The 26,974-nt window shown below is 42.6% G+C and carries 20 protein-coding genes, 6 tRNA genes and 2 rRNA genes; 27 read left to right on the top strand and 1 reads right to left on the bottom strand.

Going from position 1 to position 26,974, the window contains the following annotated elements:
- Positions 1 to 72: 72 nt before the first annotated feature.
- The 5 genes from PRK60_RS08005 (at position 73) to PRK60_RS07985 (ending at position 4,185) form a co-directional block, all read left to right on the top strand.
- A 23S ribosomal RNA gene (locus PRK60_RS08005) occupies positions 73 to 2,994 on the top strand.
- Positions 2,995 to 3,069: 75 nt separating this feature from the next.
- Positions 3,070 to 3,186 (top strand): 5S ribosomal RNA (gene rrf, locus PRK60_RS08000).
- A 6-nt stretch (positions 3,187 to 3,192) separates the two neighbouring features.
- Positions 3,193 to 3,265: transfer RNA gene (locus PRK60_RS07995), tRNA-Asn, on the top strand.
- Positions 3,266 to 3,339: 74 nt separating this feature from the next.
- Positions 3,340 to 3,831 carry a cysteine hydrolase family protein gene (locus PRK60_RS07990; RefSeq protein WP_102168578.1) on the top strand — a complete coding sequence of 164 codons (492 nt, stop codon included), beginning with the start codon at positions 3,340 to 3,342 and terminating at the stop codon, positions 3,829 to 3,831.
- Positions 3,832 to 4,112: 281 nt separating this feature from the next.
- Positions 4,113 to 4,185 (top strand) — tRNA-Thr (locus PRK60_RS07985).
- 148 nt (positions 4,186 to 4,333) lie between these two features.
- Here PRK60_RS07985 and PRK60_RS07980 read toward each other — a convergent pair.
- On the bottom strand, positions 4,334 to 4,825 hold the full coding sequence (locus PRK60_RS07980; protein WP_273645940.1) for a flavodoxin: 492 nt from the start codon (positions 4,823 to 4,825) through the stop codon (positions 4,334 to 4,336).
- Positions 4,826 to 5,004: 179 nt separating this feature from the next.
- Here PRK60_RS07980 and PRK60_RS07975 point away from each other — a divergent pair.
- The 22 genes from PRK60_RS07975 to PRK60_RS07870 all read left to right on the top strand — a co-directional run bounded on the left by PRK60_RS07975 (position 5,005) and on the right by PRK60_RS07870 (position 26,833).
- Positions 5,005 to 5,077, top strand: a tRNA-Asn gene (locus PRK60_RS07975).
- Between the two features lie 338 nt (positions 5,078 to 5,415).
- Entirely contained in the window at positions 5,416 to 6,912 is a 1,497-nt protein-coding gene (locus tag PRK60_RS07970; RefSeq protein WP_273645939.1) for a peptide MFS transporter, read from the top strand.
- A 279-nt stretch (positions 6,913 to 7,191) separates the two neighbouring features.
- Positions 7,192 to 7,274: transfer RNA gene (locus tag PRK60_RS07965), tRNA-Tyr, on the top strand.
- Between the two features lie 10 nt (positions 7,275 to 7,284).
- Positions 7,285 to 7,356, top strand: a tRNA-Gln gene (locus PRK60_RS07960).
- A 76-nt stretch (positions 7,357 to 7,432) separates the two neighbouring features.
- Complete coding sequence (locus PRK60_RS07955) at positions 7,433 to 8,074, top strand: hypothetical protein (protein WP_102168581.1); 642 nt, start codon at positions 7,433 to 7,435, stop codon at positions 8,072 to 8,074.
- A gap of 78 nt (positions 8,075 to 8,152) precedes the next feature.
- The gene (locus PRK60_RS07950) at positions 8,153 to 9,553 is read left to right on the top strand and encodes an MFS transporter (protein WP_273645938.1); all 1,401 of its coding nucleotides are present in this window, start codon (positions 8,153 to 8,155) and stop codon (positions 9,551 to 9,553) included.
- A 90-nt stretch (positions 9,554 to 9,643) separates the two neighbouring features.
- Entirely contained in the window at positions 9,644 to 11,293 is a 1,650-nt protein-coding gene (locus PRK60_RS07945) for an aspartate-alanine antiporter-like transporter (RefSeq protein WP_102168583.1), read from the top strand.
- Between the two features lie 37 nt (positions 11,294 to 11,330).
- Positions 11,331 to 12,044, top strand: a complete 714-nt coding sequence (locus PRK60_RS07940) for an aspartate/glutamate racemase family protein (RefSeq protein WP_102168584.1) — start codon at positions 11,331 to 11,333, stop codon at positions 12,042 to 12,044.
- Positions 12,045 to 12,194: 150 nt separating this feature from the next.
- Positions 12,195 to 12,896 (top strand): GntR family transcriptional regulator, encoded by a 702-nt coding sequence (locus PRK60_RS07935; protein WP_102168585.1) that lies wholly within the window; start codon positions 12,195 to 12,197, stop codon positions 12,894 to 12,896.
- A 50-nt stretch (positions 12,897 to 12,946) separates the two neighbouring features.
- Entirely contained in the window at positions 12,947 to 14,422 is a 1,476-nt protein-coding gene (locus PRK60_RS07930) for a nicotinate phosphoribosyltransferase (protein ID WP_102168586.1), read from the top strand.
- Positions 14,423 to 14,424: 2 nt separating this feature from the next.
- Complete coding sequence (gene nadE, locus PRK60_RS07925) at positions 14,425 to 15,252, top strand: ammonia-dependent NAD(+) synthetase (RefSeq protein WP_273645937.1); 828 nt, start codon at positions 14,425 to 14,427, stop codon at positions 15,250 to 15,252.
- A gap of 20 nt (positions 15,253 to 15,272) precedes the next feature.
- Positions 15,273 to 17,450, top strand: coding sequence for a Tex family protein (locus PRK60_RS07920; RefSeq protein ID WP_273645936.1), 2,178 nt, complete (start codon positions 15,273 to 15,275; stop codon positions 17,448 to 17,450).
- Positions 17,443 to 17,901, top strand: coding sequence for a SprT family protein (locus PRK60_RS07915; RefSeq protein WP_102168589.1), 459 nt, complete (start codon positions 17,443 to 17,445; stop codon positions 17,899 to 17,901). The genes PRK60_RS07920 and PRK60_RS07915 overlap by 8 nt, the downstream gene beginning before the upstream one ends.
- 57 nt (positions 17,902 to 17,958) lie before the next feature.
- Positions 17,959 to 18,044 (top strand) — tRNA-Leu (locus PRK60_RS07910).
- A gap of 200 nt (positions 18,045 to 18,244) precedes the next feature.
- Positions 18,245 to 20,194: a glycoside hydrolase family 2 TIM barrel-domain containing protein gene (locus tag PRK60_RS07905; RefSeq protein WP_273645935.1), complete on the top strand. Its 1,950-nt coding sequence runs from the start codon at positions 18,245 to 18,247 to the stop codon at positions 20,192 to 20,194.
- On the top strand, positions 20,178 to 21,137 hold the full coding sequence (locus PRK60_RS07900) for a beta-galactosidase small subunit (RefSeq protein ID WP_102168591.1): 960 nt from the start codon (positions 20,178 to 20,180) through the stop codon (positions 21,135 to 21,137). The genes PRK60_RS07905 and PRK60_RS07900 overlap by 17 nt, the downstream gene beginning before the upstream one ends.
- Before the next feature lie 172 nt (positions 21,138 to 21,309).
- Positions 21,310 to 22,008, top strand: coding sequence for a 2,3-bisphosphoglycerate-dependent phosphoglycerate mutase (locus PRK60_RS07895; protein WP_102168592.1), 699 nt, complete (start codon positions 21,310 to 21,312; stop codon positions 22,006 to 22,008).
- Positions 21,995 to 22,864, top strand: coding sequence for an alpha/beta hydrolase (locus PRK60_RS07890; RefSeq protein ID WP_273645934.1), 870 nt, complete (start codon positions 21,995 to 21,997; stop codon positions 22,862 to 22,864). The genes PRK60_RS07895 and PRK60_RS07890 overlap by 14 nt, the downstream gene beginning before the upstream one ends.
- A 538-nt stretch (positions 22,865 to 23,402) precedes the next feature.
- Positions 23,403 to 24,545, top strand: a complete 1,143-nt coding sequence (locus PRK60_RS07885) for a trans-sulfuration enzyme family protein (protein WP_273645933.1) — start codon at positions 23,403 to 23,405, stop codon at positions 24,543 to 24,545.
- A gap of 21 nt (positions 24,546 to 24,566) precedes the next feature.
- Positions 24,567 to 25,262 (top strand): amino acid ABC transporter permease, encoded by a 696-nt coding sequence (locus PRK60_RS07880; protein ID WP_102168595.1) that lies wholly within the window; start codon positions 24,567 to 24,569, stop codon positions 25,260 to 25,262.
- Between the two features lie 14 nt (positions 25,263 to 25,276).
- A complete protein-coding gene (locus PRK60_RS07875; RefSeq protein ID WP_273645932.1) occupies positions 25,277 to 26,026 on the top strand; it encodes an amino acid ABC transporter ATP-binding protein in 750 nt (249 codons plus the stop codon).
- A gap of 15 nt (positions 26,027 to 26,041) precedes the next feature.
- On the top strand, positions 26,042 to 26,833 hold the full coding sequence (locus tag PRK60_RS07870) for a transporter substrate-binding domain-containing protein (RefSeq protein ID WP_273645931.1): 792 nt from the start codon (positions 26,042 to 26,044) through the stop codon (positions 26,831 to 26,833).
- The last annotated feature ends 141 nt before the right edge of the window (positions 26,834 to 26,974 follow it).

The raw sequence follows: 26,974 nt of genomic DNA, 5'->3' as shown, positions 1-26,974 counted from the left end.
CCGCGTTATTTTGAGTTTTTTAGAAATTAATCGCTAACTCAATTAATCGGATAATCACGAAGTGATTATCAAGGTTAAGTTATGAAGGGCGCATGGTGAATGCCTTGGTACTAGGAGCCGATGAAGGACGGGACTAACACCGATATGCTTCGGGGAGCGGTAAGTACGCTTTGATCCGGAGATTTCCGAATGGGGAAACCCAACCAACTTAGTCGTTGGTTGCTTGACTAGTGAATCTATAGCTAGCAAGCGGTAGACGCAGTGAACTGAAACATCTCAGTAGCTGCAGGAAGAGAAAGAAACATCGATTCCCTTAGTAGCGGCGAGCGAACGGGGAAGAGCCCAAACCAACGAGCTTGCTCGTTGGGGTTGTAGGACTGAACATTTGAGTTACCAAAGAGCGACGTAGTCGAAACAGTTGGGAAGCTGTGCCAGAGATGGTGAAAGCCCAGTAGACGAAACGGCACTCTCTCAGTTCAGGATCCTGAGTACGGCGGGACACGTGAAACCCCGTCGGAAGCAGCGAGGACCATCTCGCAAGGCTAAATACTCCCTAGTGACCGATAGTGAACCAGTACCGTGAGGGAAAGGTGAAAAGCACCCCGGAAGGGGAGTGAAATAGTTCCTGAAACCATGTGCCTACAAGCTGTCGGAGCCCATTAATGGGTGACGGCGTGCCTCTTGCAGAATGAACCGGCGAGTTACGATTGCATGCAAGGTTAAGGTGGAAAAACCGGAGCCGCAGCGAAAGCGAGTCTGAAATGGGCGTACGAAGTATGTAGTTGTAGACCCGAAACCAGGTGACCTACCCATGTCTAGGTTGAAGGTGCGGTAAAGCGCACTGGAGGACCGAACCCGTGTCAGTTGAAAATGGCTGGGATGAGGTGTGGGTAGCGGTGAAATTCCAAACGAACTTGGAGATAGCTGGTTCTCTCCGAAATCTCTTTAGGGGGAGCCTTGGGAAAAAGAATCGTGGAGGTAGAGCTACTGTTTGGACAAGGGGCCCGTCATAGGTTACCAACTTCAGATAAACTCCGAATGCCATTGATTTATGCCCAGGAGTCACACGATGAGTGATAAGATCCACCGTGTAAAGGGGAACAGCCCAGATCACCAGTTAAGGTCCCTAAATATATGCTAAGTGGAAAAGGATGTGGAGTTGCATAGACAACTAGGATGTTGGCTCAGAAGCAGCCACCATTTAAAGAGTGCGTAATAGCTCACTAGTCGAGTGATTCTGCGCCGAAAATGTACCGGGGCTAAGCATATTACCGAAACTGTGGATGTGCACTACGTGCACGTGATAGGAGAGCGTTCTAAGGGCGGTGAAGCTAGACCGTGAGGACTGGTGGAGCGCTTAGAAGTGAGAATGCCGGTATGAGTAGCGAAAGACAGGTGAGAATCCTGTCCACCGAATGACTAAGGTTTCCTGGGGAAGGCTCGTCCTCCCAGGGTAAGTCGGGACCTAAGCCGAGGCCGAGAGGCGTAGGCGATGGATAACAGGTTGAGATTCCTGTACCAGTTAACTGCGTTTGACGATGGAGGGACGCAGGAGGCTAAGCAAACCTCACGATTGGAAGAGTGGGGCCAAGCAGTAAGTCAGGATGTGAGTCAAATGCTTACATCCGGGTTGACAAGCTGTGATGGGGAGCGAAATTACAGTAGCGAAGTTGCCGATGTCACACTGCCGAGAAAAGCTTCTAAGGAGCACGTTAACTGCCCGTACCGCAAACCGACACAGGTAGTCGAGGAGAGAATCCTAAGGTGAGCGAGTGAACTCTCGTTAAGGAACTCGGCAAAATGACCCCGTAACTTCGGGAGAAGGGGTGCTGGTCGCAAGACCAGCCGCAGTGAATAGGCCCAGGCGACTGTTTATCAAAAACACAGGTTTCTGCAAAATCGTAAGATGAAGTATAGGGGCTGACGCCTGCCCGGTGCTGGAAGGTTAAAAGGAAGGGTTAGCTTCGGCGAAGCTCTGAATTGAAGCCCCAGTAAACGGCGGCCGTAACTATAACGGTCCTAAGGTAGCGAAATTCCTTGTCGGGTAAGTTCCGACCCGCACGAAAGGCGTAACGATCTGGGCGCTGTCTCAACGAGAGACTCGGTGAAATTGAAATCCCTGTGAAGATGCAGGGTACCCGCGACAGGACGGAAAGACCCCATGGAGCTTTACTGTAGCTTGATATTGAGTGTTTGTACTGCTTGTACAGGATAGGTAGGAGCCATAGAAGTCGGAACGCTAGTTTCGACGGAGGCGTTGGTGGGATACTACCCTTGCATTATGACCACTCTAACCCGCAGCACTGAACGTGCTGGGAGACAGTGTCAGGTGGGCAGTTTGACTGGGGCGGTCGCCTCCTAAAAGGTAACGGAGGCGCCCAAAGGTTCGCTCAGAATGGTTGGAAATCATTCGCAGAGTGTAAAGGCACAAGCGAGCTTGACTGCGAGACAGACAGGTCGAGCAGGGACGAAAGTCGGGCTTAGTGATCCGGTGGTTCCGCATGGAAGGGCCATCGCTCAACGGATAAAAGCTACCCTGGGGATAACAGGCTTATCTCCCCCAAGAGTCCACATCGACGGGGAGGTTTGGCACCTCGATGTCGGCTCATCGCATCCTGGGGCTGTAGTCGGTCCCAAGGGTTGGGCTGTTCGCCCATTAAAGCGGTACGCGAGCTGGGTTCAGAACGTCGTGAGACAGTTCGGTCCCTATCCGTCGCGGGCGGAGGAAATTTGAGAGGACCTGTCCTTAGTACGAGAGGACCGGGATGGACATACCGCTGGTGTACCAGTTGTTCCGCCAGGAGCACCGCTGGGTAGCTATGTATGGACGAGATAAACGCTGAAAGCATCTAAGTGTGAAACTCGCCTCAAGATGAGATTTCCCATTCCTTCGGGAAGTAAGACCCCACAAAGATGATGTGGTAGATAGGATGGAAGTGGAAGTGCCGTGAGGCATGGAGCGGACCATTACTAATCGGTCGAGGACTTAACCAAGTTAAGCGGTAAGGTTTGGAAGAAGAGCGATATTGTTTAGTTTTGAGAGCGCAAGCTCTTGCCCGGAAGGGTAAGTGTGGTGATGATGGCTTGAAGGATACACCTGTTCCCATGCCGAACACAGAAGTTAAGCTTCAACACGCCAAAAGTAGTTGGGGGATCGCTCCCTGCGAGGATAGGACGTTGCCACGCGATTATTCCGGCATAGCTCAGTTGGTAGAGCACCTGACTGTTAATCAGGTTGTCGTCAGTTCGAGTCTGACTGCCGGAGTTAATAAAGAGGTACTGATTGTAATCGGTGCCTCTTTTTTTTATTATACTATTTGTCCTAAAAGGAGAAGATTGATGACTAAGGCATTATTAGTAATTGATTTACAAAACGGTGTTTGCCGCAAGCCTGAAGAGATCTTTAACTTAAAATCTCTTATAAAGCTTATAAACGAGCGAATAGCATTTTTTCGTGCTCAAGATTTACCAATTGTTTTTATTCAACATGAAAGTTCATCACTATTAAAAGGCTCTACCAAGTGGAAACTTGTTAGTGAATTAAATTATCAAAACAATGATTTTTATATTAATAAAACTCATCTCAACTCATTTTACAAGACAAAGTTACAAGAAGTGTTAAATAATCTTCAGGTACGTGAACTAGAAATTTGTGGTGCACAAACCGAATTTTGTGTAAATACCACTATTAAAATGGCACATGGCCTTGGCTATCAACTATCAATGAAATGTGGTGCAAGTAGTACGTTTGATAATCAATTTATGACGGCTAAGCAAACAATTAAGTTTTATGAAAAAATATGGAAAGAAAATTTCCTTGACCTATTTTGAGATGAGGCAATTTATTGCTCATGTATTTAAGATGGTAAATACATAGGGGAAACACTAAGCATTATCAAAAGTGCTTGGCAAGAAAGATAAGTATATGTATATTCCAAAGCGTCATCAAACTTTCGGTACCTTATATACTGTAGTGGTGATTATTCTTGATATCGTATTTTTCTATCGATTCAGGTAAAATGAATTTTGATATAGGAGAATATAGTTTAATTTAAATTAAGTGTTTTCACTAACTAATTAGCATGATACAATAGTATTCGTTGATTGGTTTTGCTAACTTAGCTCAGCTGGTAGAGCATCTCCCTCGTAAAGAGAAGGTCGGAGGTTCGACTCCTCTAGTTAGCATTTGAATCATTATAAAAGCTTTCAACAGCGAGTCTTATGAACGTTGTTGAAAGCTTTTTTGATCTTAATTAAGAGCTGGTGGAGACTAAATTAATAACTAAAAAATCCGAAGCGCTATGAACTAGCATCTCGGATCTTTTAATGATGATTAATGAGCTAAGGATAGCGAGTTTAACCAGCTATCGATTGCTGATTGTGAATTTAAGACGTTACCCTTATTCAGTTTAACGTCATAATTATTTTCTTTAATTGTCCGCTCAATATTGGATTGTGCTCGAGTGTAGCCTGTACTACTCGATGTTCCAAAGGTTGCCAAATGCTTGCCGTTAAGATTAAGGGCATCAATGGTAGCAGCAATTAAGCGTGGCGGAATTCCCCACCAGATTGGGTGACCAATTACCACATTGTCATAACTATCAAGTGCTGGCAAGTCACTCTTGATTGGAACCCGACCATCATGTTCTTGCTTTTGTTCAACTGTAGCTCGGGTTGACTCATCATGCCAATTAAGATCCTCATCAGTATATGGAGTTACTGGATGAATTTCTGCAATATCAGCATTAAGCTTTTCTGCTACTTTTTCTGCCACTTTCTTTGTTGTTCCCGTAGCGGAGAGATAAAGAACAAGTGTATTAGCCATATTAAATGCCTCCTCAAAGTTCTCTTACTTTTCATAAGTATTATAGTTGATAGATTGCTCACCAGCAAATAATTCATCATTATGAGAAAAGATAATTAGTAAATTGAAATCTCTGCTTGCTACTTTCGCTATTTTCCTGTATAATAAATTTCGTTGTTGAGATAGCAATAATATATTATTCCGGCATAGCTCAGTTGGTAGAGCACCTGACTGTTAATCAGGTTGTCGTCAGTTCGAGTCTGACTGCCGGAGTTGATAGTGAAACTGGAAAGATTATTTCTTTCCAGTTTTTTTATGCAGTGAAAATGAGAACAACTTTATAAAGTTAGTCATTTAATAACGACTAACTTAAAATAATTAATTAAATGGTAGTGAGACTGTTAATAACCTGATCCTTAAATTTAAATAATTGTACTATAAATGGCTATCTATCGCTGTTTATTCTCATTAAAAATTTATTTTTGAATTGACGCTTTCAAATTAGACGCCTATAATAATTATATTCTGAATTTTTAATGTGAAAGTTTTTAAAAAATAATTAACCTTCACATCTTATTTTATCTCCTGAAGATATTATTTGGAGGAATTGTATGAGTAAAGAGAAAAACTTAGATACAGCCTTCTTTGGGCAACCAAGAGGGCTGTCTACTCTGTTCTTCACTGAAATGTGGGAACGGTTTAGTTACTACGGGATGCGTGCCATCCTGCTATTCTACATGTACTATGCCGTAACTAAGGGTGGTTTGGGCATGGACCAAGCCACAGCTGCTTCAATTATGGCGATCTATGGTTCATTAGTTTACCTATCAAGTGTTGTTGGTGGGTGGCTTTCTGACCGTGTATGGGGCTCTCGGAAGACTGTCTTCATTGGTGGTGTGCTGATTATGTTTGGGCACATTGCCTTGTCATTGCCAGCTGGCGTTACTGCATTGTACGTTTCAATTGTGTTGATTGTTATTGGTACTGGTTTATTAAAACCAAACGTTTCTGAAATGGTCGGGGGCTTGTACAGTCCAGATGACGAACGGCGTGATTCTGGTTTTAGTATGTTTGTTTTCGGGATTAACTTGGGTGCGGCTGTTGCGCCATGGGCTGTTCCGTGGGCTGCTAATGGTTTCGGCTTCCACTTATTCGGTAATGAAATGAACTTCCATGCTGGTTTCTCACTAGCTGCAATCGGAATGTTCTTTGGGTTACTGCAATATACTCTTGATGGTCGGAAGTACCTTTCTAAGGATAGTCTTTATCCTAATGACCCAATTGAAAAGGACGATTTACGGCCAATTATTATCTGGACACTTGTTGGTGTTGCTGTCTTGGTCGTTGTCCTTGGGTTATTAGCTGCTATGGGTCAGCTTAATATTACGAATATCATTAACATCATTACGTTTATTGCAATTGCACTGCCAATTTACTACTTCATTATGATGTTAAATTCCAAGAAGGTTACCAAGCCTGAAAAGTCACGGGTTATTGCTTATATCCCACTTTTTATTGCAGCGGCAATCTTCTGGGCAATTGAAGAGTCAGGTTCAGTTGTTTTAGCATTATTTGCTGAACAACGGACAGTTCTTCACATTGGTAGCTGGCACTTTGCAGCTGCTAACTTCCAGACCTTGAACCCATTATTCATTATGATCCTGACACCAGTATTCGTTGCTCTATGGGATCACTGGAAGGGTCAACCAAGTGCCCCTGGTAAGTTCTCTGCAGGGCTTGTCTTTGCTGGATTATCATACATCTTAATGGCTTTCCCAGGAATGATGTACGGAACAGCAGGTCGGGTTAGTCCATTCTGGTTAGTTGGTTCATGGTTTATTGTTGAAATTGGTGAAATGTTAATCTCACCAATTGGTTTGTCAGTAACGACTAAACTTGCACCAAAGGCCTTTAAGTCTCAGATGATGAGTATGTGGTTCTTGGCCGATTCAGCTGGTCAAGCTGTGAATGCCCAAATCGTTAAGTACTACTCATCCGCAACTGAAGTACCTTACTTCATGATTGTCGGAATCGTAAGTATCGTCTTTGGTATCATTCTGATGTTCTTCGTTAAGAAGATTCACAGTTTGATGGATGGTGTAAATTAAACCATTTATAAATTACAATTGTTAAAGATGAAAGGGAGCGTGACAGAAGTCATTTATGACTTCGTTTTCACGCCCCCGCGAGCGCAAATAGGGTTCCAGAGTTCGGTTATACCGGACACTGGAACCCATTTGCGTACCGCGCTGTTTGTATTTGAACTTAGTAAAAGTATTTATGCCACAAGCTCTTTTTAATTTTTCTCAAAAAATCCTTGCAATTTTTAGTAAAGTTCGATATTATAATAAACGTTGATTGTTACTACTTAACTATCACGTTGTTATGGAGGAGTAGCGAAGTCTGGCTAAACGCGACGGTCTGTAAAACCGTTCCTTCGGGTTCGGCGGTTCGAATCCACCCTCCTCCACTTTTATTATTGGGCTATAGCCAAGCGGTAAGGCAACGGTTTTTGGTACCGTCATGCGCTGGTTCGAATCCAGCTAGCCCAACTGCCAAAGTCACCAACTGTTTGGTTGGTGGCTTTTTTGTTTATATTTAACTGGTTAATGTAAAGGGGAAATTACAATGCCTAAGCAAGGGCAGTTTGCCAAGTCTAGTCGTCTAAAACAGCTGAATCAATTTAGGGTAAAGCAGCATTCTCAGCAAAACGTAATTGATGATGAACAATTTGTGGACTATGTAGTCTTAAGATTCAATTTGACAAGTAAGAAAAGGTTGGAAAAGGACATCCAAGAAAGTAATCAGCGGTTCCTAATTGAAATCCTCGATGCTTGTCAAAAACGGAACCTAGATTTGAATGCCACTATTCCAGAACTATTGAAAAAATTAAATAGTCGAGTTCCTTGGCAATTTTATCGCCAGATCATTGCGGGATGGGAAGTCCTTCAGCAGTTTATTCGTCGTGAACTTCCAGGAGTACCGCTAAAAAAGCAAATCCTTGTTTCAGGAACGGTTACTAAAGAAGATTTAACTAAAATGGTGGCAGAAGAATTAGCGACTAAGGCGACTGCAATGACGTTTTTAAATCGTCCAGTCAGCAAGCAAATTCAAGAAATGACGAAAAGTCGTCTTCTCCAGGCAGTTTATCAAGGGAATAAAATTAACTGGCAGCAGATCGCAACTTTGTTCAAGCCATTTCCGTTAACAATTGACCCTCAATTAGATCAAGGAACGAAAGAATGGTTAATGGCATTGGAAAAAGAATAATCAGCTGTTAGAATAATAAGAGATGCTGTGGCGGAGTTTATCGCCATGGCTTTTTTTGATCTAAATTGAGGTGAAAAGATGATAGAGAAGATAAAACAGGGTAATCATACCTATGCGGCGATTTTTTCCATGGCATTATTAACCTTTGTCGGAATTTTAAACGAAACCGCAATGAACGTTACTTATCCGGAACTAGTAAAGTTTTTTGGCGTTTCTCTTGACGTTATCCAGTGGATTACTACTGGATATTTGTTGATGGTGACAATTGTTATGGGAACAACGGCATATCTTTTACGCCAATTTCCTGCACAAAAACTAGCGCTTGTTGCTGTTGGAATGTTTGTTGTGGGGGATGTAATTGGCGCTTGCGCAACTAACTTTCCGGTATTGCTAGTTGCAAGGTTAATTCAAGCAATGGCTACGGGACTGTCAACACCAATCCTCTTCCATTTGATTTTTACGGAAATTCCAGCTAATCGGAAGGGAATTATGACTGGATTTGCAGGAATGGTAATTTCGTTTGCTCCCGCAATTGGGCCGACATACGGTGGAATTGTTTCAGAAACAATGTCTTGGCGGATGATTTTTTGGTTAATCTTACCGTTAGCCTTAATCAGTTTAATTATTGGTCAACTAACAATTAATACTCAGCCAATTGGCAATTCCAAGCATTTTAGTTACTTGAGCTTATTCTTATTAGGGTTGGCATTAGTTCTGGTTGTGTATTCAGTGTCATTGATCGGTAATGGCGGCTTAACGGGTCGATTCTGGTTTAGTTTATGTTTAGGGATAATTTTCTCCTTGCTATTTATTTACGTTAATGATTCAGGACACTCTCAATTATTAAATCTTTCAATTTTTCGGGTAGTACCAATTCGGCTCTCGACCATTACGTACTTTAATCTCCAATTTATTAATATTGGAATCTCGTTGGTTATTCCGGTCTACATGCAATATGTTCTTCATTCGTCCGCAATGGTTGCCGGTTTAGTATTGCTTCCCGGTTCCGCAATTGGGGCAATTATCGCGCCACTTGGCGGTCGGTGGGCCGATCAGCAGGGATATGCTAAGCCGGTTATTACCGGGAGTGTCTTACTGGTTATTGGAGCGTCATGCTTTATTCTTTTTCAATCTAGCCTGAATGCGTTAACCGTTGCTATCTTTTTCTTGATTTTACGAGTTGGTTTTAATCTTTCGTTTTCTTGTACAATTTCAAATGCTTCAATGCTGGTTAAGCAGGAAAATAGTTCTGATGTTAATTCGGTATTTAACATGATTCAGCAATTTGCTGGATCAATGGGAACCGGATTGCTGGCATCTTTGGTTGCCTATTTCCAGAATCAATCAACCGGTTCGTTAATTAACCGGACAATGATCGGGGGCCGTATTGATTACTTAATCGTAACCTGCTTGGCTTTTGTGACCCTTATTACCGTTATTTTGAATTATCGAATTCAAGAAAAGAATAAGCTTAACTAGTAGATAGCCTTAAGCCGTGGATAATGTTAAAATGAATGACTGTAATGAACAGATTCAAGGAATTGTTTGAGGGATAAAAAAGAAATTCTTATGGTTGATACAATTATTCACTTTATGGTTCATAACCAGGTTTTTACCTTGTTTATCTGCATGGCTTTAGGCTTTGCAATTGGGGATTATAAAATTGGGGGTCGGTTTAGCATTGGCGCAACGGTGGCAACATTGGTTGTGACGTTGATTGTTGGTCAAATTGGTGCCTTCCCGCGTGATGAGATGCTTGGCACAATCTTCTTCGGGGCCTTTATGTTTTCTGTTGGTTACCGCATAGGACCACAGATGATGACGAGCCTGAAGATCTTCGGGTCACGGATTTTGATTATTAGTATTTTTTGGTTGGTAGCGGCTTTTCTTGTTTCATGGGGATTGTTTGTAGCATTTCATATTGGACCAGGGGTTGCTTCGGGGATTATTGCTGGTTCATTGACTCAGTCTTCAACCGTTGCTAGTTCGTTGCGAACAATCGGCGCTCTACCGGTAAGCAGTGCTGTTCGTTCAACTTATGAGGCGCAATTGCCCGTTGCGTATGCATTAACCTATGTTTTTGGGACGCTAGGGGTTATTATTTTTCTTCGGGATATTGCTCCCAAGCTCCTTGGAATTAAGGTAAATACACGGGGACCGCTTATGGCACGGAAGTATCATTTCCATGCCAAGAACCCTAACCCAACTTGGCGACGGACGTATCGCTTGAATGACGATTCGCCATTGGTCGGTAAAACAATTGGTGGTTTTAACAAGTGGAGTCACTATCGGCTAATTGTGTTGGTTGCCTTTCATGGCGATGAAATGACTGACCACTTGGAATATCAATTGCAGCCTGGCGATCTGATAACGGTAATTGGGTATGCGATTCACTTTGACCGAATGCACGGTATTAAGGGAATTGCCGAAGTTCTAACGCCAACAAAGGCACCACGAGAACGGAAATTTGTCTTAGGAAAGAACTTCAAGCCGACCCAGTTAGCTCATTTACGGCAACATGGAGTTTTCATTAATATTCAGGATCCGGACACGGGAAATGAACAGTTATTTAATCAACTGCGTCCCGGAGATGTAATTTCATTAACCGGGAACACATCACGAACATCGGCGATCTTAAAGAAAATGGGACGGTGGCATACCAGTGCATTAGCCATTAACTATTCACTCTTTTCACTGGGGATTGCTGGTGCTTCCTTATTAGGAATATTAGGACTAAAATTGAATGGAATTCCGTTACAACTAGGAAATGGTGTTGCCGCGTTATTAATGGGATTAGCCCTGAGTACGTGGATTTCCCGTCACCGTGATCACGATTCAATTCCACCAACAGTGACCGCCTTTTTCCAAAATTTGGGACTAACGCTTTTCGTTGGGACGGTTGGCCTTCAGTCAGCTCAAGCGTTCACTGGTGCGATTAAGTCATTAGGAATTGGCGTGTTGTTTATTGGCGCGGTTATTGCGATTGCTCCTCACCTGTTAACGTTGCTATTTGGTCGTTATATTCTCCATATGGAACCCTTAGCACTAATTGGTGGGTTAACAGGTTCAGGAACTTGTGCGGCAGCAATGACAGAGATTGCTGATCAAGCCGGCTCAGAAGGTGGGGCATATTTTGCCGCTGCATTAACACCGGCCTACATTATGGGAAATGTCGGGATTACCTTACTAGGACCAATTTTTGTTGCTTTATTAGCTTAAGATAAGAAATCAGAAACCATAAAGTGAGGTTATAATCATGAAAAAATTTTTTACAGTTCTTGGTGGAATGGGAACATTAGCCACTGAAAGTTATATGCGGATTTTAGATCAACGAACACCAACGAAGCGTGATCAGGATTATTTAGATTACATCGTGGTTAACCACGCAACGGTTCCTGACCGGACAAGCTGGATCCTTGATCACAGTAAGCCAAGTCCAACCAAGGCCTTAATTGAGGATATTAAACAGCAGAGTCTCCTTAAGCCAGAGTTCTTTGTTTTAATTTGCAATACGGCCCACTATTCCTTTGATGAGCTACAAGCAGCTACTGATATTCCGATTCTTAACATGCTTCAAGAAACAGTTAACGAAATTAAGCGGTTAAAGCCTGATGCAAAACGAGTTGGTCTTTTAGGGACCGATGGAACAATGGTATCTGGGATTTACGATTCTTATATCCAAAACGCGGGTTATGAGGAAGTCAAGGCTACTCCTGAGATTCAGGAAATGACTGAGGACTTAATCTACCATGATATTAAAGAAAGTGGTCATTCCAACGGTGAAAAATACCATGAGCTTGTTAGAAAGATGATTGAGGAAGAGCACTGTGACATTGTTATCCTTGGCTGCACGGAGCTTTCCTATGCTGAAGAGATGGATCCTGAAACTAAGTATCCGGTTGCTGATTCACAATCAATTATCGTTGACCGGACTCTTGAACGGGCAATGAAAATTCGTAACGAAAATTAATAAATTTACTGAAAAGGTTCTGGCAGTTACTAAAAAACGTTAGAACCTTTTTCTTAATAATTGTTTTGAAATTGGTCTAATCCTATTAATTGATGTTACAATTGTAAATAGCTAATTATTGTTCTAAATGGTGTAAGGAGGACGAGCAGCATGAGTTCACCAATATATATTAAAATCCATAATCAATTACGGGAGAACATTGAGGATGGTAAATGGAAAGTTGGCGAAAAGATTCCTGCTGAACGGGAACTGGCTGGTCAATTTAATGTTAGCCGGATGACATTACGGCAAGCAATTCAAGAACTTGTCGATGAAGGAATTCTTGAACGCCGGGTTGGGTCCGGAACATTTGTTGCTAACCGGAAAGTTCAGGAACGGATGTCTGGAGTAACAAGCTTTACGGACCTGATGAAGTCCTTGGGAAAGGTTCCCTCCAGTACCACTATTTCGTACCATTTAACGATCCCTTCTCAAGTTGAAATTGAAAAATTAGATCTTAAAGAAGGGGATCAGGTTGTCCGGATGGAGCGAATTCGGTCAGGGAATGACGTTCCGATTTGTTTTGAGGTAGCAACCATCCCAGCTAACCTAGTAAAGGGGTTAAGCAAAGAAGAAGTAACGACTTCATTTTGGGAAACTCTTGAACACAAGGCGCACCTTTATCCTGGGCATGCAGTTCAGCATATTTCCGCGACTAAAGCGAATGAACGAATTGCGACCTATTTAAATGTTAAGCGTGGCGATCCATTATTACGAATGACACAATTATCTTATTTGCAGGATGGAACACCATTTGAATACGTCCATACTCAATACGTTGGCTCACGATTTGAGTTCGTTTTGGAAAAGTAAAAATCGTGCTACAATGTTGGTTATTAACATAAGTGAGAGGATACTGAACAATGAAATTTAATTATCCAGATGATAGTACAGCTCTTCATACCGATGCGTATGAACTTAGCATGATGCAAACATATTGGAAGCAAGGGCAAGGAAACCGCCAGGCCGTTTTTGAGGCCTTTTTCCGCAAAATGCCATTTCAAAATGGTTATGCAGTCTTTGCTGGTCTGGATCATATTATTCGTTATATTAAAAGTCTTCATTTTACGGCAAGTGACATTGATTATCTCCGGTCAACTGGTCAATTTGCTGATGACTTCTTAGATTACTTGAAAGACTTTAAGTTTACTGGTTCAATTAGGAGCTTTGAAGAAGGCGACTTGGTATTTAACCATGAGCCAATTCTGCAAGTTGATGCACCGATGATAGAGGCTCAATTAGTTGAAACAGCACTGTTAAATATTATTAATTATCAGATTATGGTTGCAACCAAAGCTTCGCGAATCAAATCGATTGTTGGGGATCAACCGGTAATGGAATTTGGAACACGCCGGGCACAGGAATTTGATGCGGCCTTATGGGGAACCCGGGCTGCCTATATTGGTGGGTTTGACGCAACCAGTAACGTTCGTGCCGGTAAGCTATTTGGAATTCCAATCTCTGGGACCCATGCCCACGCGCTCGTTCAAGCTTACCATAATGATTATGATGCATTTAAGGCCTATGCTGAAACTCACCATAATTGTGTATTCCTTGTGGATACTTTTGATACGTTGAAGAGTGGGGTTCCAGTTGCAATTAAGGTTGCAAAGGAATTCGGCGATAAAATCAACTTCCTTGGAGTACGAATTGATAGTGGCGATATGGCCTACCTCTCAAAGCAGGTTCGGCAACTTCTTGATGATGCCGGCTTTAAGGATGCTAAAATTTTTGCCTCAAATGGTCTTGATGAAAAGACAATTCAAAATCTTCAAATGCAGGGTGCCAAGATCGATGTTTGGGGAATTGGAACAAAGCTAATTACCGCTTATGATCAACCAACGTTAGGAGCAGTTTATAAGCTCGTTGCGATTGAAGATGATAATGGCAAGATGGTTGATACGATTAAGCTATCGAATAATATTAGCAAAATGTCGACTCCTGGGAAAAAGCAGGTTTGGCGGATTAATGACTGTGCGGATAACAAGAGTGAAGGTGACTACATTACCTTAGCTGATGAAGATCCGCGCGACCAACGCTCACTAAATATGTTCAATCCTGATTTCCCTCTTCAGCAAAAGGATGTGGATGACTTTAAGGCCCGGCCAATGCTGAAGGATATTTGGAAAGATGGGCAATTTGTTTATGATGAACCAAGCCTAGAGGAGACACGAAAACGGCGAAAGCAAAACTTGGATGCCCTTTGGGATGAATACAAACGTGATCTTAACCCAGAAGTATATCCAGTAGATCTTTCACAGAAGTGTTACGACAATAAGCTCAACATGATTCACCGGATTCACGAATATGTAAAGACGCTTGATAATGGGGAGGCATAGCGATGACTAGTTTACAAGAAACAATCATTAAAGCTCTTCATGTCCAGCCGGAAATTGCTCCAGCAACTGAGGTAGAACGGCGGGTTGACTTTTTAGCTAGTTTCCTCAAAAAGACGAGGATGAAGACACTAGTTCTGGGAATTTCTGGCGGTCAAGACTCATCATTGGCTGGTCGTTTATCACAATTAGCAGTGGAAAAGCTTCGTCAAGAAACTGACGATCAAGGATACCAATTTATTGCGGTCCGGTTGCCATATGGTGAACAAGCGGATGAATCTGATGCGATGATGGCAATTGACCAATTTATTCATCCTGATAAGATGATGCGGGTTAACATTAAACCGGGAACCGATGCATTACTTGAATCATTAACTATGGCAGGCACCAATATCAGTGATTTTAATAAGGGCAATATTAAGGCTCGTGAACGGATGATTGTTCAATATGCAATTGCTGGTGAACACGGTGGTGCGGTTGTCGGCACAGATCACGCGGCTGAAGCAGTTACCGGTTTTTATACTAAATTTGGGGATGGTGGTGCTGACGTTACACCGTTATCCGGATTAGATAAGCGTCAAGGGAAAGCGTTATTAGAATACTTAAATGCGCCAGCACACTTGTATGAAAAAGTACCGACTGCTGATCTGGAAGACGACAAGCCAATGTTGCCTGATGAAAAAGCACTGGGAGTCTCATACCAGGAAATTGATGATTATCTCGAAGGTAAGGATGTTGATTCAAAAGCAGCCAAGACAATTGAAAACTGGTACAAGCGAACACAACACAAGCGTCATCAGCCAATTAATCCCGCTGATACTTGGTGGCGGTAAAATTACTGACGGAGGATTGTATGGACGAAAAATCGATTAAATTAGTAAACAAGCAACTTCCAAAACTGCATGAATCACAAATTAAAGCAGCTTTGAAGTTAATGGATGAGGGAGATACCATTCCATTCATCGCCCGGTACCGAAAAGAAGCGACTGGGACGTTGGATGAAGTGCAACTTCAAGAAATTCATGACCAATATCGGCACGCGACGACACTGCTTGATCGGCAGCAAACCGTTATTAATAAAATCAAGGAAGCTGGTAAGCTGACTCCTGCTCTGGAAAAGCAAATTTTAGCGGCAACTGAGCTACAGACCGTTGAAGATCTTTACTTGCCATATAAGCAAAAACGGCAAACAAAGGCGCAAGTTGCTCGTGAGCATGGTCTGGCACCATTCGCTAATTGGTTATTAACTTATCCTGATGCTGATCCACAAACTGAAGCAGCAAAGTACCTAAACGATGACGTTAAGACTGTTGAAGATGCATTGAATGGTGCACACGAAATTCTGGCAGAAGCAATTAGTGAGATGTCAACTGTGCGGAGCTGGTTGCGGAATTTTATGAGTCAACATGGTCAATTAGTGACCACGGTGAAGCGTAATGGTAAGGAAAAGGACGAGTTAAAGACGTATGAACAATACTATGACTTTGCAAGTCCGGTGAAGGATTTAAGTTCTTACCAAGTATTAGCAATTAACCGGGGAGAAAAGGAAGGCATTTTGAACGTTAAAGTTAGCGTTGATGATGATGCGGTCCTGAATTATCTTCATTTTCGGTTGATTCGGACAAGCAAGGAAAACGCCGCGGTTAAATTAATCGAGGATGCCTATACAGACTCTTACAAGCGCTTCTTGGGATCAGCAATTGAACGGGAAATTCGTCGTCAATTAACAGAAGACGCTGATCAGCAAGCAATTAAGGTCTTCGGTGAAAATCTTTATCACTTATTAATGCAGGCACCGATTAAGGGGAAAGTCGTTCTGGGCTTTGATCCTGCTTACCGGACTGGTTGTAAGTTAGCTGTACTGGACGAAAACGGGAAGTTCCTCACTAAGGCGGTTATCTATCCCCATAAACCGGCCCCAGAAGAAGAGCGGGCAAAGGCTGAAGGACAATTAATTGATTTAATTGAAAAATACCATGTTGAAATGATCGCAATTGGTAATGGGACTGCTAGTCGTGAATCGGAACAGTTTGTTGTGAACACTCTCAAGAAGATTAAACGACCGGTTTACTATGTGATTGTGAACGAAGCAGGGGCATCCGTTTATTCGGCAAGTAAGGAAGCACGGGATGAATTTCCGGATCTTCACGTTGAACAACGGAGTACAATTAGTATCGGTCGGCGACTTCAGGATCCACTTGCTGAACTAGTGAAAATTGAACCACAGGCAATTGGTGTCGGCCAGTATCAACATGACTTGCCAAAGAAGGAACTAGCTGGTGAGCTTGATGCAGTTGTTGAGCGGGCAGTTAACCGCGTGGGAGTTAACCTGAACACTGCGAGTTACCAACTGTTAACCCAGATTTCTGGATTAAACAAGACCACCGCGAAGAACATTGTTAAATACCGTGATGAGCATGGGAAATACACTAACCGAAAGCAGTTGAAGGATGTTCCAAGATTGGGTCCTAAGGCTTATCAGCAATCGGTTGGGTTCTTACGGATTGTTAATGGTGATAACCCGCTTGATAATACCGATGTTCACCCGGAAAGCTATCCAATTGCAGAGAAGATTATGGAGACCGCTGAGATTAATGTTGATAATCTTGGCTCTGACGCTGCCGAAAAGCAGTTAAAGAAGATTGCTGTTGATGACTTTACTACGGAAAATGCTGGTGAAGAAACGGTTAAGGACATTATCGCATCGCTTCAAAAGCCGGGTCGTGACTTACGTGATTCGATGCCCGCACCGCTACTTCGCCAAGATGTAATGAAGATTGACGATCTAAAGCCGGGGATGAAACTCCAGGGAACAGTGAGAAACGTTGTCGACTTTGGTGCCTTTGTTGATATTGGTGTAAAACATGATGGCCTGGTTCACGTTTCCAAAATGAGTAAACAATTCATTAAGGATCCACGAGCAGCCGTTTCAGTTGGTGATATTGTTGATGTTTGGATTGATGATGTTGATCTTAAGCGTCAACGGATCCAACTAACAATGATTGCACCTCAAGATGGGACAAATGAATAATCAACAATTACAAGAGTTAACTGAAAAATGGTCGATGGAAAGTTTCCATCGACCATTTAAACATCAAATCTTCTTTAATTCGCGTTTACGAACTACTGGTGGTCGTTATCACTTAAATGATCATCATATTGACATTAACCCACTAATGTACACCGAATTTGATTTGGCTAACTTGAAACGAGTAGTGCTTCATGAGCTTTGTCACTACCACCTTCACTTAACCGGACGTGACTATCGCCACCGGAGTACAGATTTTCGTCGATTGTTAGCTAGGGTTGGTGGTTCACGTTTTGCACCAGCGACGAGTAAAGCGAAAACCAGACGAACTTCCCGTCATTATTGGTATTACCGATGTACCGGATGTGGGATTAGGATCGCGCGTCAACGCCGGTTTAACACTGCCCGTTATGTTTGCAGACGGTGCGGTCACCATTTTATCCTAAAAAATTAAAAAAAGTTGTTGCCAACGAATAGGGATCTTGCTATAATAATATTCGTTGGTTGATATGCGGCCGTGGCGGAACTGGCAGACGCGTAAGATTAAGGATCTTATGGTCGATTATGACCGTGGAGGTTCAAGTCCTCTCGGCCGCACTACTAAAAGCACTTAACTATTTGGTTAAGTGCTTTTTTGTTTTTAAAAATTTTAAGCATTCTTAAAAATGGCTAGTTAATGCTTTTTTCATCATAGAAATTGGTCATTATCAGCTGCTCTTGTCTAGCAAAACCTATCTTTACACTGATGAAAGCGCTATACTTAAATTGTAATGATTTTTTGAGGAGGCATTTCGTCGATGGAAGCAGAGATAAAATGGTTGGATGATCCGGAGACATTTCGGGTTAATCAATTGCCAGCACATAGTGACCACCACTTTTACCGCAATTATGCGGAATGGCAACGCCACAAGAGTAGTTTTGAACAGAGCCTTGATGGTCAGTGGCAATTTAAGTTTGCCCAAACGCCTCAGGAAAGGATTAAGGACTTTTATCAGGTTGATTTTGATGCTAGCAACTTTGATCAGATTGAAGTTCCAAGTGAAATTGAGTTAAGCGACTATGCACAGAATAATTACATTAACACCTTAATTCCGTGGGAAGGTAAAATCTATCGTCGTCCGGCATACGCATTAAGTCAGGACGATCCTGAAGAAGGTTCCTTTAGCGAGGGTGAAGATAACACTGTTGGTCTTTACCTGAAGCACTTTGATTTGAATGATGAATTAAGAGGTAAGCAAATTCGGGTGCGTTTTGAAGGGGTCGAACGGTCAATGTACTTGTGGCTGAATGGTCATTTCATTGGCTACGCTGAAGACAGTTTTACGCCGTCTGAATTTGATCTCACCCCATATATTCAGGACGAAGATAATGTAATCGCGGTCGAGGTATTTAAGCACAGTACTGCTTCCTGGATTGAAGATCAGGATATGTTCCGTTTCTCTGGTATTTTTAGAAGTGTTGAACTACTGGCCCAACCGGTAACGCACCTGGAAGACTTTACGTTGAAGCCACGGGTTGCTGATAATTACCGTGATGGTGAATTATCAATGGACCTTAATTTTGCTGGTCAACAGGCTGGAAGCGTTCATGTTATGGTTAAGGACCATGATGGGAGCACTTTACTGGATGAAACTAAGTCGATTGACGAGTCGGTTGCGATTGAACCGCACGAGTTTAAGAACGTTCACCTTTGGGATAATCATGACCCATACCTTTATCAATTAATCATTGAAGTTAAGGATGAAGCAGGGAACCTAATCGAGTTGGTTCCGTATCAATTTGGTTTCCGGCGAATTGAAAGCAGTCCTGAACATGTTGTCCTGTTAAATGGGAAGCGGCTCATTATTAATGGGGTTAACCGTCACGAGTGGGATGATCACCGTGGTCGTTCAGTAACGATGAAGGACATGCTGAGTGATCTACATACCTTTAAGGAAAATAATATTAATGCTGTGCGGACCTGTCACTACCCAGATCAAATTCCGTGGTACTACCTCTGCGATCAAAACGGCATTTACATGATGGCCGAGAATAACTTGGAATCACACGCTACTTGGCAAAAGATGGGCGCAATTGAGCCATCAGATAATGTTCCTGGTTCAGTCCCTCAATGGAAAGAAGTGGTTGTTGACCGGGCACGAAGCAACTATGAATTTTTCAAGAACCACACGGCGATCCTGTTCTGGTCACTTGGGAATGAATCATTTGCTGGCGACAACCTTGTAGCCATGCAACAATTCTACAAGGACCATGATGATAGCCGTCTAGTTCACTATGAGGGCGTTTGTCATACGCATGATTATAGTGAACAAATTCCAAGCTTGGATCCGGCTAATTACCTGCCAAAGGGTGGTACTAAGGATTATCGGAATCAAATCTCAGATGTTGAAAGTTGGATGTACTTGCCACCAAAGCAGGTTGAAGAATACTTAAAGAATAATCCAGACAAGCCGTTTATGGAATGTGAATACATGCATGATATGGGGAACTCTGCTGGTGGAATGAGTTCATACATTAAGCTTCTTGATAAGTATCCGCAATACTTTGGCGGCTTCATTTGGGACTTCATCGACCAAGCACTCCAGGTAAAGGACTCAATTAGTGGACAAATGGTTATGCGGTATGGTGGCGACTTTGATGATCGTCATTCAGATTATGAGTTCTCTGGCGATGGTCTAATGTTTGCTGACCGGACACCAAAACCAGCTATGCAGGAGGTACGTTATTACTATGGCTTACACAAATAAATTACACGTGATCTACGGTGACGGAACGCTGGGACTTGGTGGTGATGGCTTTCACTATATCTTTAGTTACGAAAAGGGCGGCCTAGAATCACTAAAGCTCAACGGTAAGGAGTGGCTCTACCGCGTACCGACACCAACATTCTGGCGAGCAACCACTGATAATGATCGGGGAAGCGGCTTTAATATTAAGTCAGCACAATGGTTAGCTGTGGATACCTTTACGAAGTGTCTTAGCGATCAAACCGACTTAACGGTTGATGACCATCATTTTGAAAAGTTGCCAATTGCCCCAGAGACAAACCAATTCTCTAACCACGAAACTGCCGATAAGGTAAAAATCACATTTACTTACGAAACACTAACTATTCCTGCCACCAAGGTTACCGTAACTTATACAGTGACTAGTGACGGTCAAATTAAGATTAAGGCTCATTACTTTGGTCACCAGGATCTTCCTAGTTTACCTGTCTTTGGCCTTCGTTTCATTATGCCAACAACAGCAACTGGCTTTGATTATGAAGGGCTTTCTGGTGAGACCTATCCTGACCGAATGGCTGGTGCTGAACACGGGAAATACCATGTTAATGGCCTTCCGGTAACTAAGTACCTAGTTCCTCAGGAAAATGGGATGCATATGGAAACCGAACAGCTTAAAATTACCCGGGAAATAACTGAAAATAATGCTGACCATTCAACAGAACCGTTCTCCTTGAAGGTTGGTCAGTCAGGTAAGCCATTTAACTTCAGTTGCTTACCATATACTGCGGAAGAGCTTGAATCGGCAACCCATATCGAAGAATTGCCATTGGCTCGGCGGACAGTTCTAGTGATTGCCGGCGCAGTTCGTGGTGTCGGTGGAATTGATAGCTGGGGCGCTGATGTTGAAAAACAATATCATATTCCAGCTGACCATGATATTGAATTTTCGTTCAGTTTGAATTAGCGACAAAAAATAATAAGGGACAGTGCGACTCAACGTTGATTTAACGGCTGAAAGGGGCACTTTCCCTTATTTTTATTCTATTCCTGGATTAAACCCAAAAACGCCATTGCCCAATCCTGTTCAATTGTACACAATTGCTGTATCATAGATAGAGGCAAAGGAGTGGCTAAGAATGGCAAAGTTAGTAATCGTACGTCATGGCCAAAGTCAGGCCAATCGCGATAATATTTTCACAGGATGGACAGATGTTCCGCTAACTGAAAAGGGAATTGAACAGGGACAGATGGTTGGTGATGAATTAGCAAGAATGGGGATTCAATTTGATGATGCCCATACTTCTTATATGTCACGAGCAATCAAGACGATGAACATTATTCTGGAAAGAATTGATCAGCTTTACATTCCGGTTTATAAAACCTGGCGACTAAATGAACGTCATTATGGTGCCCTTAGCGGCTTAAATAAGGCCAAGGTCAAGGAAGAGGTCGGTGCAGAGCAATTGCATCGGTGGCGCCGGGGATACAGTGAGGTTCCACCAAAATTGAAGCAGCGGCAACACGAACGGCGCTATGATCGTCTTGGTGTTAAGATGCCATACAGCGAAAGTCTAGCAATGACCCAAAAACGGTTGTTGCCATACTGGGAAGACCAGATTGCGCCACGATTAATGGACGGCAAGAACCAACTAATTGTTGCTCACGGGAGCTCATTACGGGCATTAATTAAGTACCTTGATCAAATTCCGGACGATCAAATTGACCAGGTGGAGGTTCCAAACGGGAAGCCGATCCTGTATGAATTTGATCCAGCATTAAATATTACTAAGAAAACTTTTATTACAATGGATGGTGAAGAGAATGGTAATTCATGAGATTAAGAACAACCCGACTCTTAGTGGACAGGTTCGCTTAATTGAAAATGTCGTTTATGCTGCGGCAGATGGTCAAGCATTAAAACTTGAAGTTCTAACCCCATGGACACAACGCTACCCTCAAGAGTACACTACTGAGCCACGACCACTGATTGTGTTTGTTCAGGGGAGCTCATGGCGGTTACCAACGTTTGGGGAGAAGATTCCTCAGTTGGTTCAGTTTGTAAAGAACGGCTATATAGTTGCAACGGTGCAACACCGTAATTCCTTAGATGGGCATCCGTTCCCCGCATTTCTTGCTGACGTCAAAACAGCGATCCGCTTTTTACGGGCAAACGCCAAGAAGTACGCGATTGATCCTTCACGAGTGGCAATCTGGGGAACTTCTTCAGGAGCCAATGCAGCCATGTTAGTTGGCCTTACGGGGGATGATCCAAAGTATAAGACGGCTGATTATGATGATCAGTCAGATGCGGTTTCAGCAGTTGTCTCTTGCTTCGCCCCAATGGACGTTGAAGAGACGTTTAAGTATACCGATAAGGTTCCGGGGAATGATATTTTGAAATACTGCCTCTTTGGGATGGATAAAAAGAAGTGGCCGGAGATTATGCATGAAATGAGTCCACTTTACCGGGTGGTTGAGGGAAGGCAATATCCGCCATTCCAGCTGTTCCATGGGGATGCAGATAAGGTGGTTCCATATCACCAAATGGAAGAGATGGCGCAAAAACTGGAATCAGTTGGTGCCGAGGTTGAGGCTTACCGGGTTACTAATGCCAATCACGAGCGCGACTTCTGGAGCCAAGCAATCTATGATCATGTGCTGATATTCTTGGATAAGAAGCTGAAACTTTAATAATTAATAGGTTATGTTAAAAAGTTAAATCTATTACCAGTGATTATATTCTAGAGAAAAAGCTACTATGATAATTGTGATAGTACTTGACTGAGCAGGTCGGGTGCTATTTTTATTTATTATCGTTTGCGTGAAAATGTAAAAAAATGTAAAAGAAAAACGAAATGTAAAAGAATGTAAAAGAGAATAAACCGACTGGAGAACTTACCTTAACGATACGCAGAATCCCGATTCAGTCCGCTATGATCCATTACTTTAATTTTTTATGTTGACAACTTACAATAAATAAGTTATATTTTATCCATACTTTATTAGGAGGAACACGTCATGAAAAACATTCAATTCGTTAACACAGTTGTTTGTTGCAGTGGATCGCGTCTTATGCGACCCACGTTTTGGCGTACCCAAAGTTAATTTGGCCTGCTAATATTGTCGGGGTAAGTACATAAGGCGCAATTTCAAGTTTAACTTGAGGTTGCGCCTTTTTTGGATCATTTATTCGAAATAATCATTGCGTTTAAGAAAGGAAAAACATCTCATGAAATTCAATACTCAATTAATTCACGGCGGTAATAGCGAAGATCAAACAACCGGAGCCGTATCAACACCAATTTATCGGTCATCTACTTTCCACCAACATCAACTTGGCGGACAGCCAAAATGGGAATATTCACGGACGGGAAATCCTACCCGAGCCTCATTAGAAAAGTTGATTGCTGAATTGGAACATGGGGTTGCCGGCTTTGCGTTTTCATCTGGTTCAGCTGCGATTCACGCTGTCTTTTCACTTTACTCTCAAGGTGATCATTTCGTTGTTGGGAGTGATGTCTACGGTGGGACTTTCCGGTTGATTAATAAGGTGTTAAAGCGGTTCGGCTTCGAATTTACAGTCGTTGATATGCAAGATTTGAATGCGGTAGAAAACGCAATTCAAGATAATACGGTTGCCGTTTATTTTGAGACACCGACTAATCCGCTCCTTCAAATTGCCGATATTGAAGCAATCGCCAAAATTGCCAAGAGACACGGCGTAAGAACAATTGTTGATAACACATTTGCTACACCGTACAATCAGCAACCATTAACTTTGGGAGCGGATATCGTAGTTCACTCCGCAACAAAGTACCTTGGCGGTCATAGTGATGTTGTTGCTGGGTTAGCTGTAACGACAGATCAACAGATCGCTGAGCAGTTGGCCTTTTTGCAGAACTCAATCGGTAGCACTTTAGGTCCAGATGACAGTTGGCTATTACAACGGGGAATTAAGACCCTTGGTGCACGAATGCGGGTTCACCAGGAAAATGCAACTGCGGTAGTTAAGTTCTTACAACATGATCCCCGGATTGGAAAAATCTACTACCCAGGGTTAACCGATTTCCCAGGACATTCAATTGTGGCAAAGCAGATGAAAAACTTTGGCGCAATGATTAGCTTTGAATTAAAGGCTGGCCTTGATGCCAAAAAGTTCGTTGAAAGTCTTCAATTGATTGATTTGGCAGAAAGTCTTGGCGGAATTGAGAGTTTGATTGAAGTACCTGCAGTAATGACTCACGGTTCAATTCCACGAGAAATTAGGTTGAAGAACGGAATTAAGGATGAACTAATTCGGCTATCTGTGGGAATTGAAGACCCTGAAGATATTATTGCTGACTTAAAACAAGCGTTAGCTCAATTAGATTAACTAAGAAAGGATTAGTGAACCATGTGGGAAATAATCACGACATCGTTACCTCAACTTCTAGCAGCGGGATTTAAATATACAATTCCCTTAGCGTTAATTTCATTTTTCTTCGGTTTGATTATTGCGTTGGTAACCGCATTGATTCGGCTGTCACACCAACGAGGACCATTTATAATTCTCAAGTGGTTTGTCCAATTTTACGTTTGGCTTTTCCGGTCGACACCATTACTGGTCCAATTATTTATCGTCTTTTTTGGTCTCCCGTATTTAAGGATCCGGGGAATATTGCCTCACGGGATTAAGCTTGAACCATTTACGGCAGGGATTATTACCTTTTCACTTAATACTGGAGCATACGCCTCGGAAACCATTCGGGCCGCAATTAGTTCTGTTGATCATGGTCAGTGGGAAGCTGGAGCGGCGATTGGGATGACCCGCCTGCAAATTTTGTGGCGGATTATTATTCCTCAAGCTCTTAGGGTTGCCCTGCCACCACTTTCAAACAGTTTCATTAGCTTAGTGAAGGATACTTCACTGGCTGCCTCGATTACAATTATGGAAATGTTTGAAGTCAGTCAACAGATTGCAGCGGCTAATTATCAACCATTATTAATGTATACGTTAGTTGCCTTAATCTATGCGGTATTTACAACGGTTCTTTCAGTTCTCCAGCACTATCTCGAAAAGCGGCTGGGCAGTCAGCTAGAAATTAGTTAAGTAGGTGAAGATTGATGAAATTGACCCAAATTAATAAAACGTACGGTAACAAACATGTCTTGAGAGATATTACATTAGAGTTTCCTGCAGGTCAGATTACGGTTCTTGTTGGGCCATCAGGTTCAGGGAAGTCGACAATTTTACGTTCGCTAAACCTTCTTGTTACGCCTGAGAGTGGTCAGTATGACTTTAATGGTCACCAAATTGACTTTAGCCAGCCCGTTAGCAATAAAGAAAAGTTAGCAATTCGGCGAGAAACGGGAATGGTCTTTCAGGATTATAACTTGTTTCCCCATAAAACAGTCCTTAATAACGTTACTGAAGGACCAACTCAGGTTCTGAAAATGGGCCGTCGACAGGCTAATGAGTTAGCTAAAGAAATGTTGGCAAAAGTGGGGATGGCTGATTATGGCAACGCTTATCCAAGTGAACTATCCGGTGGGCAGGCACAACGAGTCGCGATTGCCCGGGCACTAGCAATGAAGCCACGGTATGTTCTTTTAGATGAACCAACTTCAGCTCTCGATCCGGAATTAGAATTGAGTGTGCTAAAGGTTCTTTTACAGTTAGCGCGGGAGAAGCAATCAATGGTTCTTGTAACTCATAACATGGCGTTTGCTAAACAAATTGCTGACAAGATTGTGTTTGTAGAAAGTGGCGAAATCATTTACGATGGGGCACCAAAAGAATTCTTTTCTACTGAAAATCCCAATGAACGGATTAGGAACTTTATCGCCTCAATGACCATGGAGAATTTAAAATAAAAGGAGAAAGATAAGATGAAGATTTGGAAAAAGGTATTAGTAACATTAGCAGCGCTTACGGTCGGAACAACCACCGGCATTAGTAGTATTCACGCAGCGTCATCACAAGTGAACTCAGAATTAAAGCAAAAAGGTGAGTTGACGATTGGGCTTGAAGGAACATACTCTCCTTACTCATATCGGAAGAACAATAAGTTAACTGGTTTTGAAGTAGAGCTGGGGAAAGCCGTGGCTAAGAAAATGGGCTTGAAGGCTAAGTTTGTTCCTAGTAAATGGGATTCTCTGGTAGCGGGGTTAGGCTCTGGAAAGTATGACGTGGTAATGAATGATATTACGCAAACTCCAGAACGAGCAAAGAAGTACAATTTCTCGACCCCATATATCAAGTCACGGTACGTTTTAATTGTTCCTAAAGATAGTAAAATTAAGAATTTGAAACAAATCAGCGGTAAGAAGATCGTTGCTGGTACAGGAACCAACAATGCCGATGTTGTGAAGAAGTATCACGGGACCCTTGTTCCTAATGGCGAGTTTAGCAATTCAGTAGCAATGGTAAAACAGGGGCGTGCTGAAGGGACAGTTAATTCCCGTGAAGCTTGGTATGCTTACAGCAAGAAGAACAGCACAAAGGGATTGAAGATGATTGACGTTTCCAGCGAAGCTAAACCAACTAAAATCTCGGCACTCTTCAATAAAAAGGATTCAGTAATCCAATCTTCATATAACGAGGCTCTAAAGAAGCTTCAAAAAGACGGTACCGTCAAGAAGCTTTCCCAAAGGTACTTCGGCGCGGATATTACAGAATAAGAGTGTGAGCCCGTTAAGACCTTCCGGTGGCTAACGATTTCTCCACCGAACGGCGTCTTGCCGTCGGAGGTGGAGGTCGTTAGCTCGAGGAAGGTTAGGGCGAGCAGATCTAGGCTCGGTTGCAGTAGACATCCCATTAAC

Origin of the sequence: Limosilactobacillus portuensis, from assembly GCF_028607025.1 — a bacterium.
In the GTDB taxonomy this organism is placed as follows: Bacteria; Bacillota; Bacilli; order Lactobacillales; family Lactobacillaceae; genus Limosilactobacillus; species Limosilactobacillus portuensis.
This window is presented reverse-complemented; position numbering and strand designations above follow the sequence as displayed.

What these genes read in the sequence shown, in the direction of transcription:
- PRK60_RS07990 (WP_102168578.1), top strand. Translation starts at nt 3,340, where the DNA reads ATGACTAAGGCATTATTAGTAATTGATTTACAAAACGGTGTTTGCCGC.
- PRK60_RS07980 (WP_273645940.1), bottom strand. Translation starts at nt 4,825, where the DNA reads ATGGCTAATACACTTGTTCTTTATCTCTCCGCTACGGGAACAACAAAG.
- PRK60_RS07970 (WP_273645939.1), top strand. Translation starts at nt 5,416, where the DNA reads ATGAGTAAAGAGAAAAACTTAGATACAGCCTTCTTTGGGCAACCAAGA.
- PRK60_RS07955 (WP_102168581.1), top strand. Translation starts at nt 7,433, where the DNA reads ATGCCTAAGCAAGGGCAGTTTGCCAAGTCTAGTCGTCTAAAACAGCTG.
- PRK60_RS07950 (WP_273645938.1), top strand. Translation starts at nt 8,153, where the DNA reads ATGATAGAGAAGATAAAACAGGGTAATCATACCTATGCGGCGATTTTT.
- PRK60_RS07945 (WP_102168583.1), top strand. Translation starts at nt 9,644, where the DNA reads ATGGTTGATACAATTATTCACTTTATGGTTCATAACCAGGTTTTTACC.
- PRK60_RS07940 (WP_102168584.1), top strand. Translation starts at nt 11,331, where the DNA reads ATGAAAAAATTTTTTACAGTTCTTGGTGGAATGGGAACATTAGCCACT.
- PRK60_RS07935 (WP_102168585.1), top strand. Translation starts at nt 12,195, where the DNA reads ATGAGTTCACCAATATATATTAAAATCCATAATCAATTACGGGAGAAC.
- PRK60_RS07930 (WP_102168586.1), top strand. Translation starts at nt 12,947, where the DNA reads ATGAAATTTAATTATCCAGATGATAGTACAGCTCTTCATACCGATGCG.
- nadE (WP_273645937.1), top strand. Translation starts at nt 14,425, where the DNA reads ATGACTAGTTTACAAGAAACAATCATTAAAGCTCTTCATGTCCAGCCG.
- PRK60_RS07920 (WP_273645936.1), top strand. Translation starts at nt 15,273, where the DNA reads ATGGACGAAAAATCGATTAAATTAGTAAACAAGCAACTTCCAAAACTG.
- PRK60_RS07915 (WP_102168589.1), top strand. Translation starts at nt 17,443, where the DNA reads ATGAATAATCAACAATTACAAGAGTTAACTGAAAAATGGTCGATGGAA.
- PRK60_RS07905 (WP_273645935.1), top strand. Translation starts at nt 18,245, where the DNA reads ATGGAAGCAGAGATAAAATGGTTGGATGATCCGGAGACATTTCGGGTT.
- PRK60_RS07900 (WP_102168591.1), top strand. Translation starts at nt 20,178, where the DNA reads ATGGCTTACACAAATAAATTACACGTGATCTACGGTGACGGAACGCTG.
- PRK60_RS07895 (WP_102168592.1), top strand. Translation starts at nt 21,310, where the DNA reads ATGGCAAAGTTAGTAATCGTACGTCATGGCCAAAGTCAGGCCAATCGC.
- PRK60_RS07890 (WP_273645934.1), top strand. Translation starts at nt 21,995, where the DNA reads ATGGTAATTCATGAGATTAAGAACAACCCGACTCTTAGTGGACAGGTT.
- PRK60_RS07885 (WP_273645933.1), top strand. Translation starts at nt 23,403, where the DNA reads ATGAAATTCAATACTCAATTAATTCACGGCGGTAATAGCGAAGATCAA.
- PRK60_RS07880 (WP_102168595.1), top strand. Translation starts at nt 24,567, where the DNA reads ATGTGGGAAATAATCACGACATCGTTACCTCAACTTCTAGCAGCGGGA.
- PRK60_RS07875 (WP_273645932.1), top strand. Translation starts at nt 25,277, where the DNA reads ATGAAATTGACCCAAATTAATAAAACGTACGGTAACAAACATGTCTTG.
- PRK60_RS07870 (WP_273645931.1), top strand. Translation starts at nt 26,042, where the DNA reads ATGAAGATTTGGAAAAAGGTATTAGTAACATTAGCAGCGCTTACGGTC.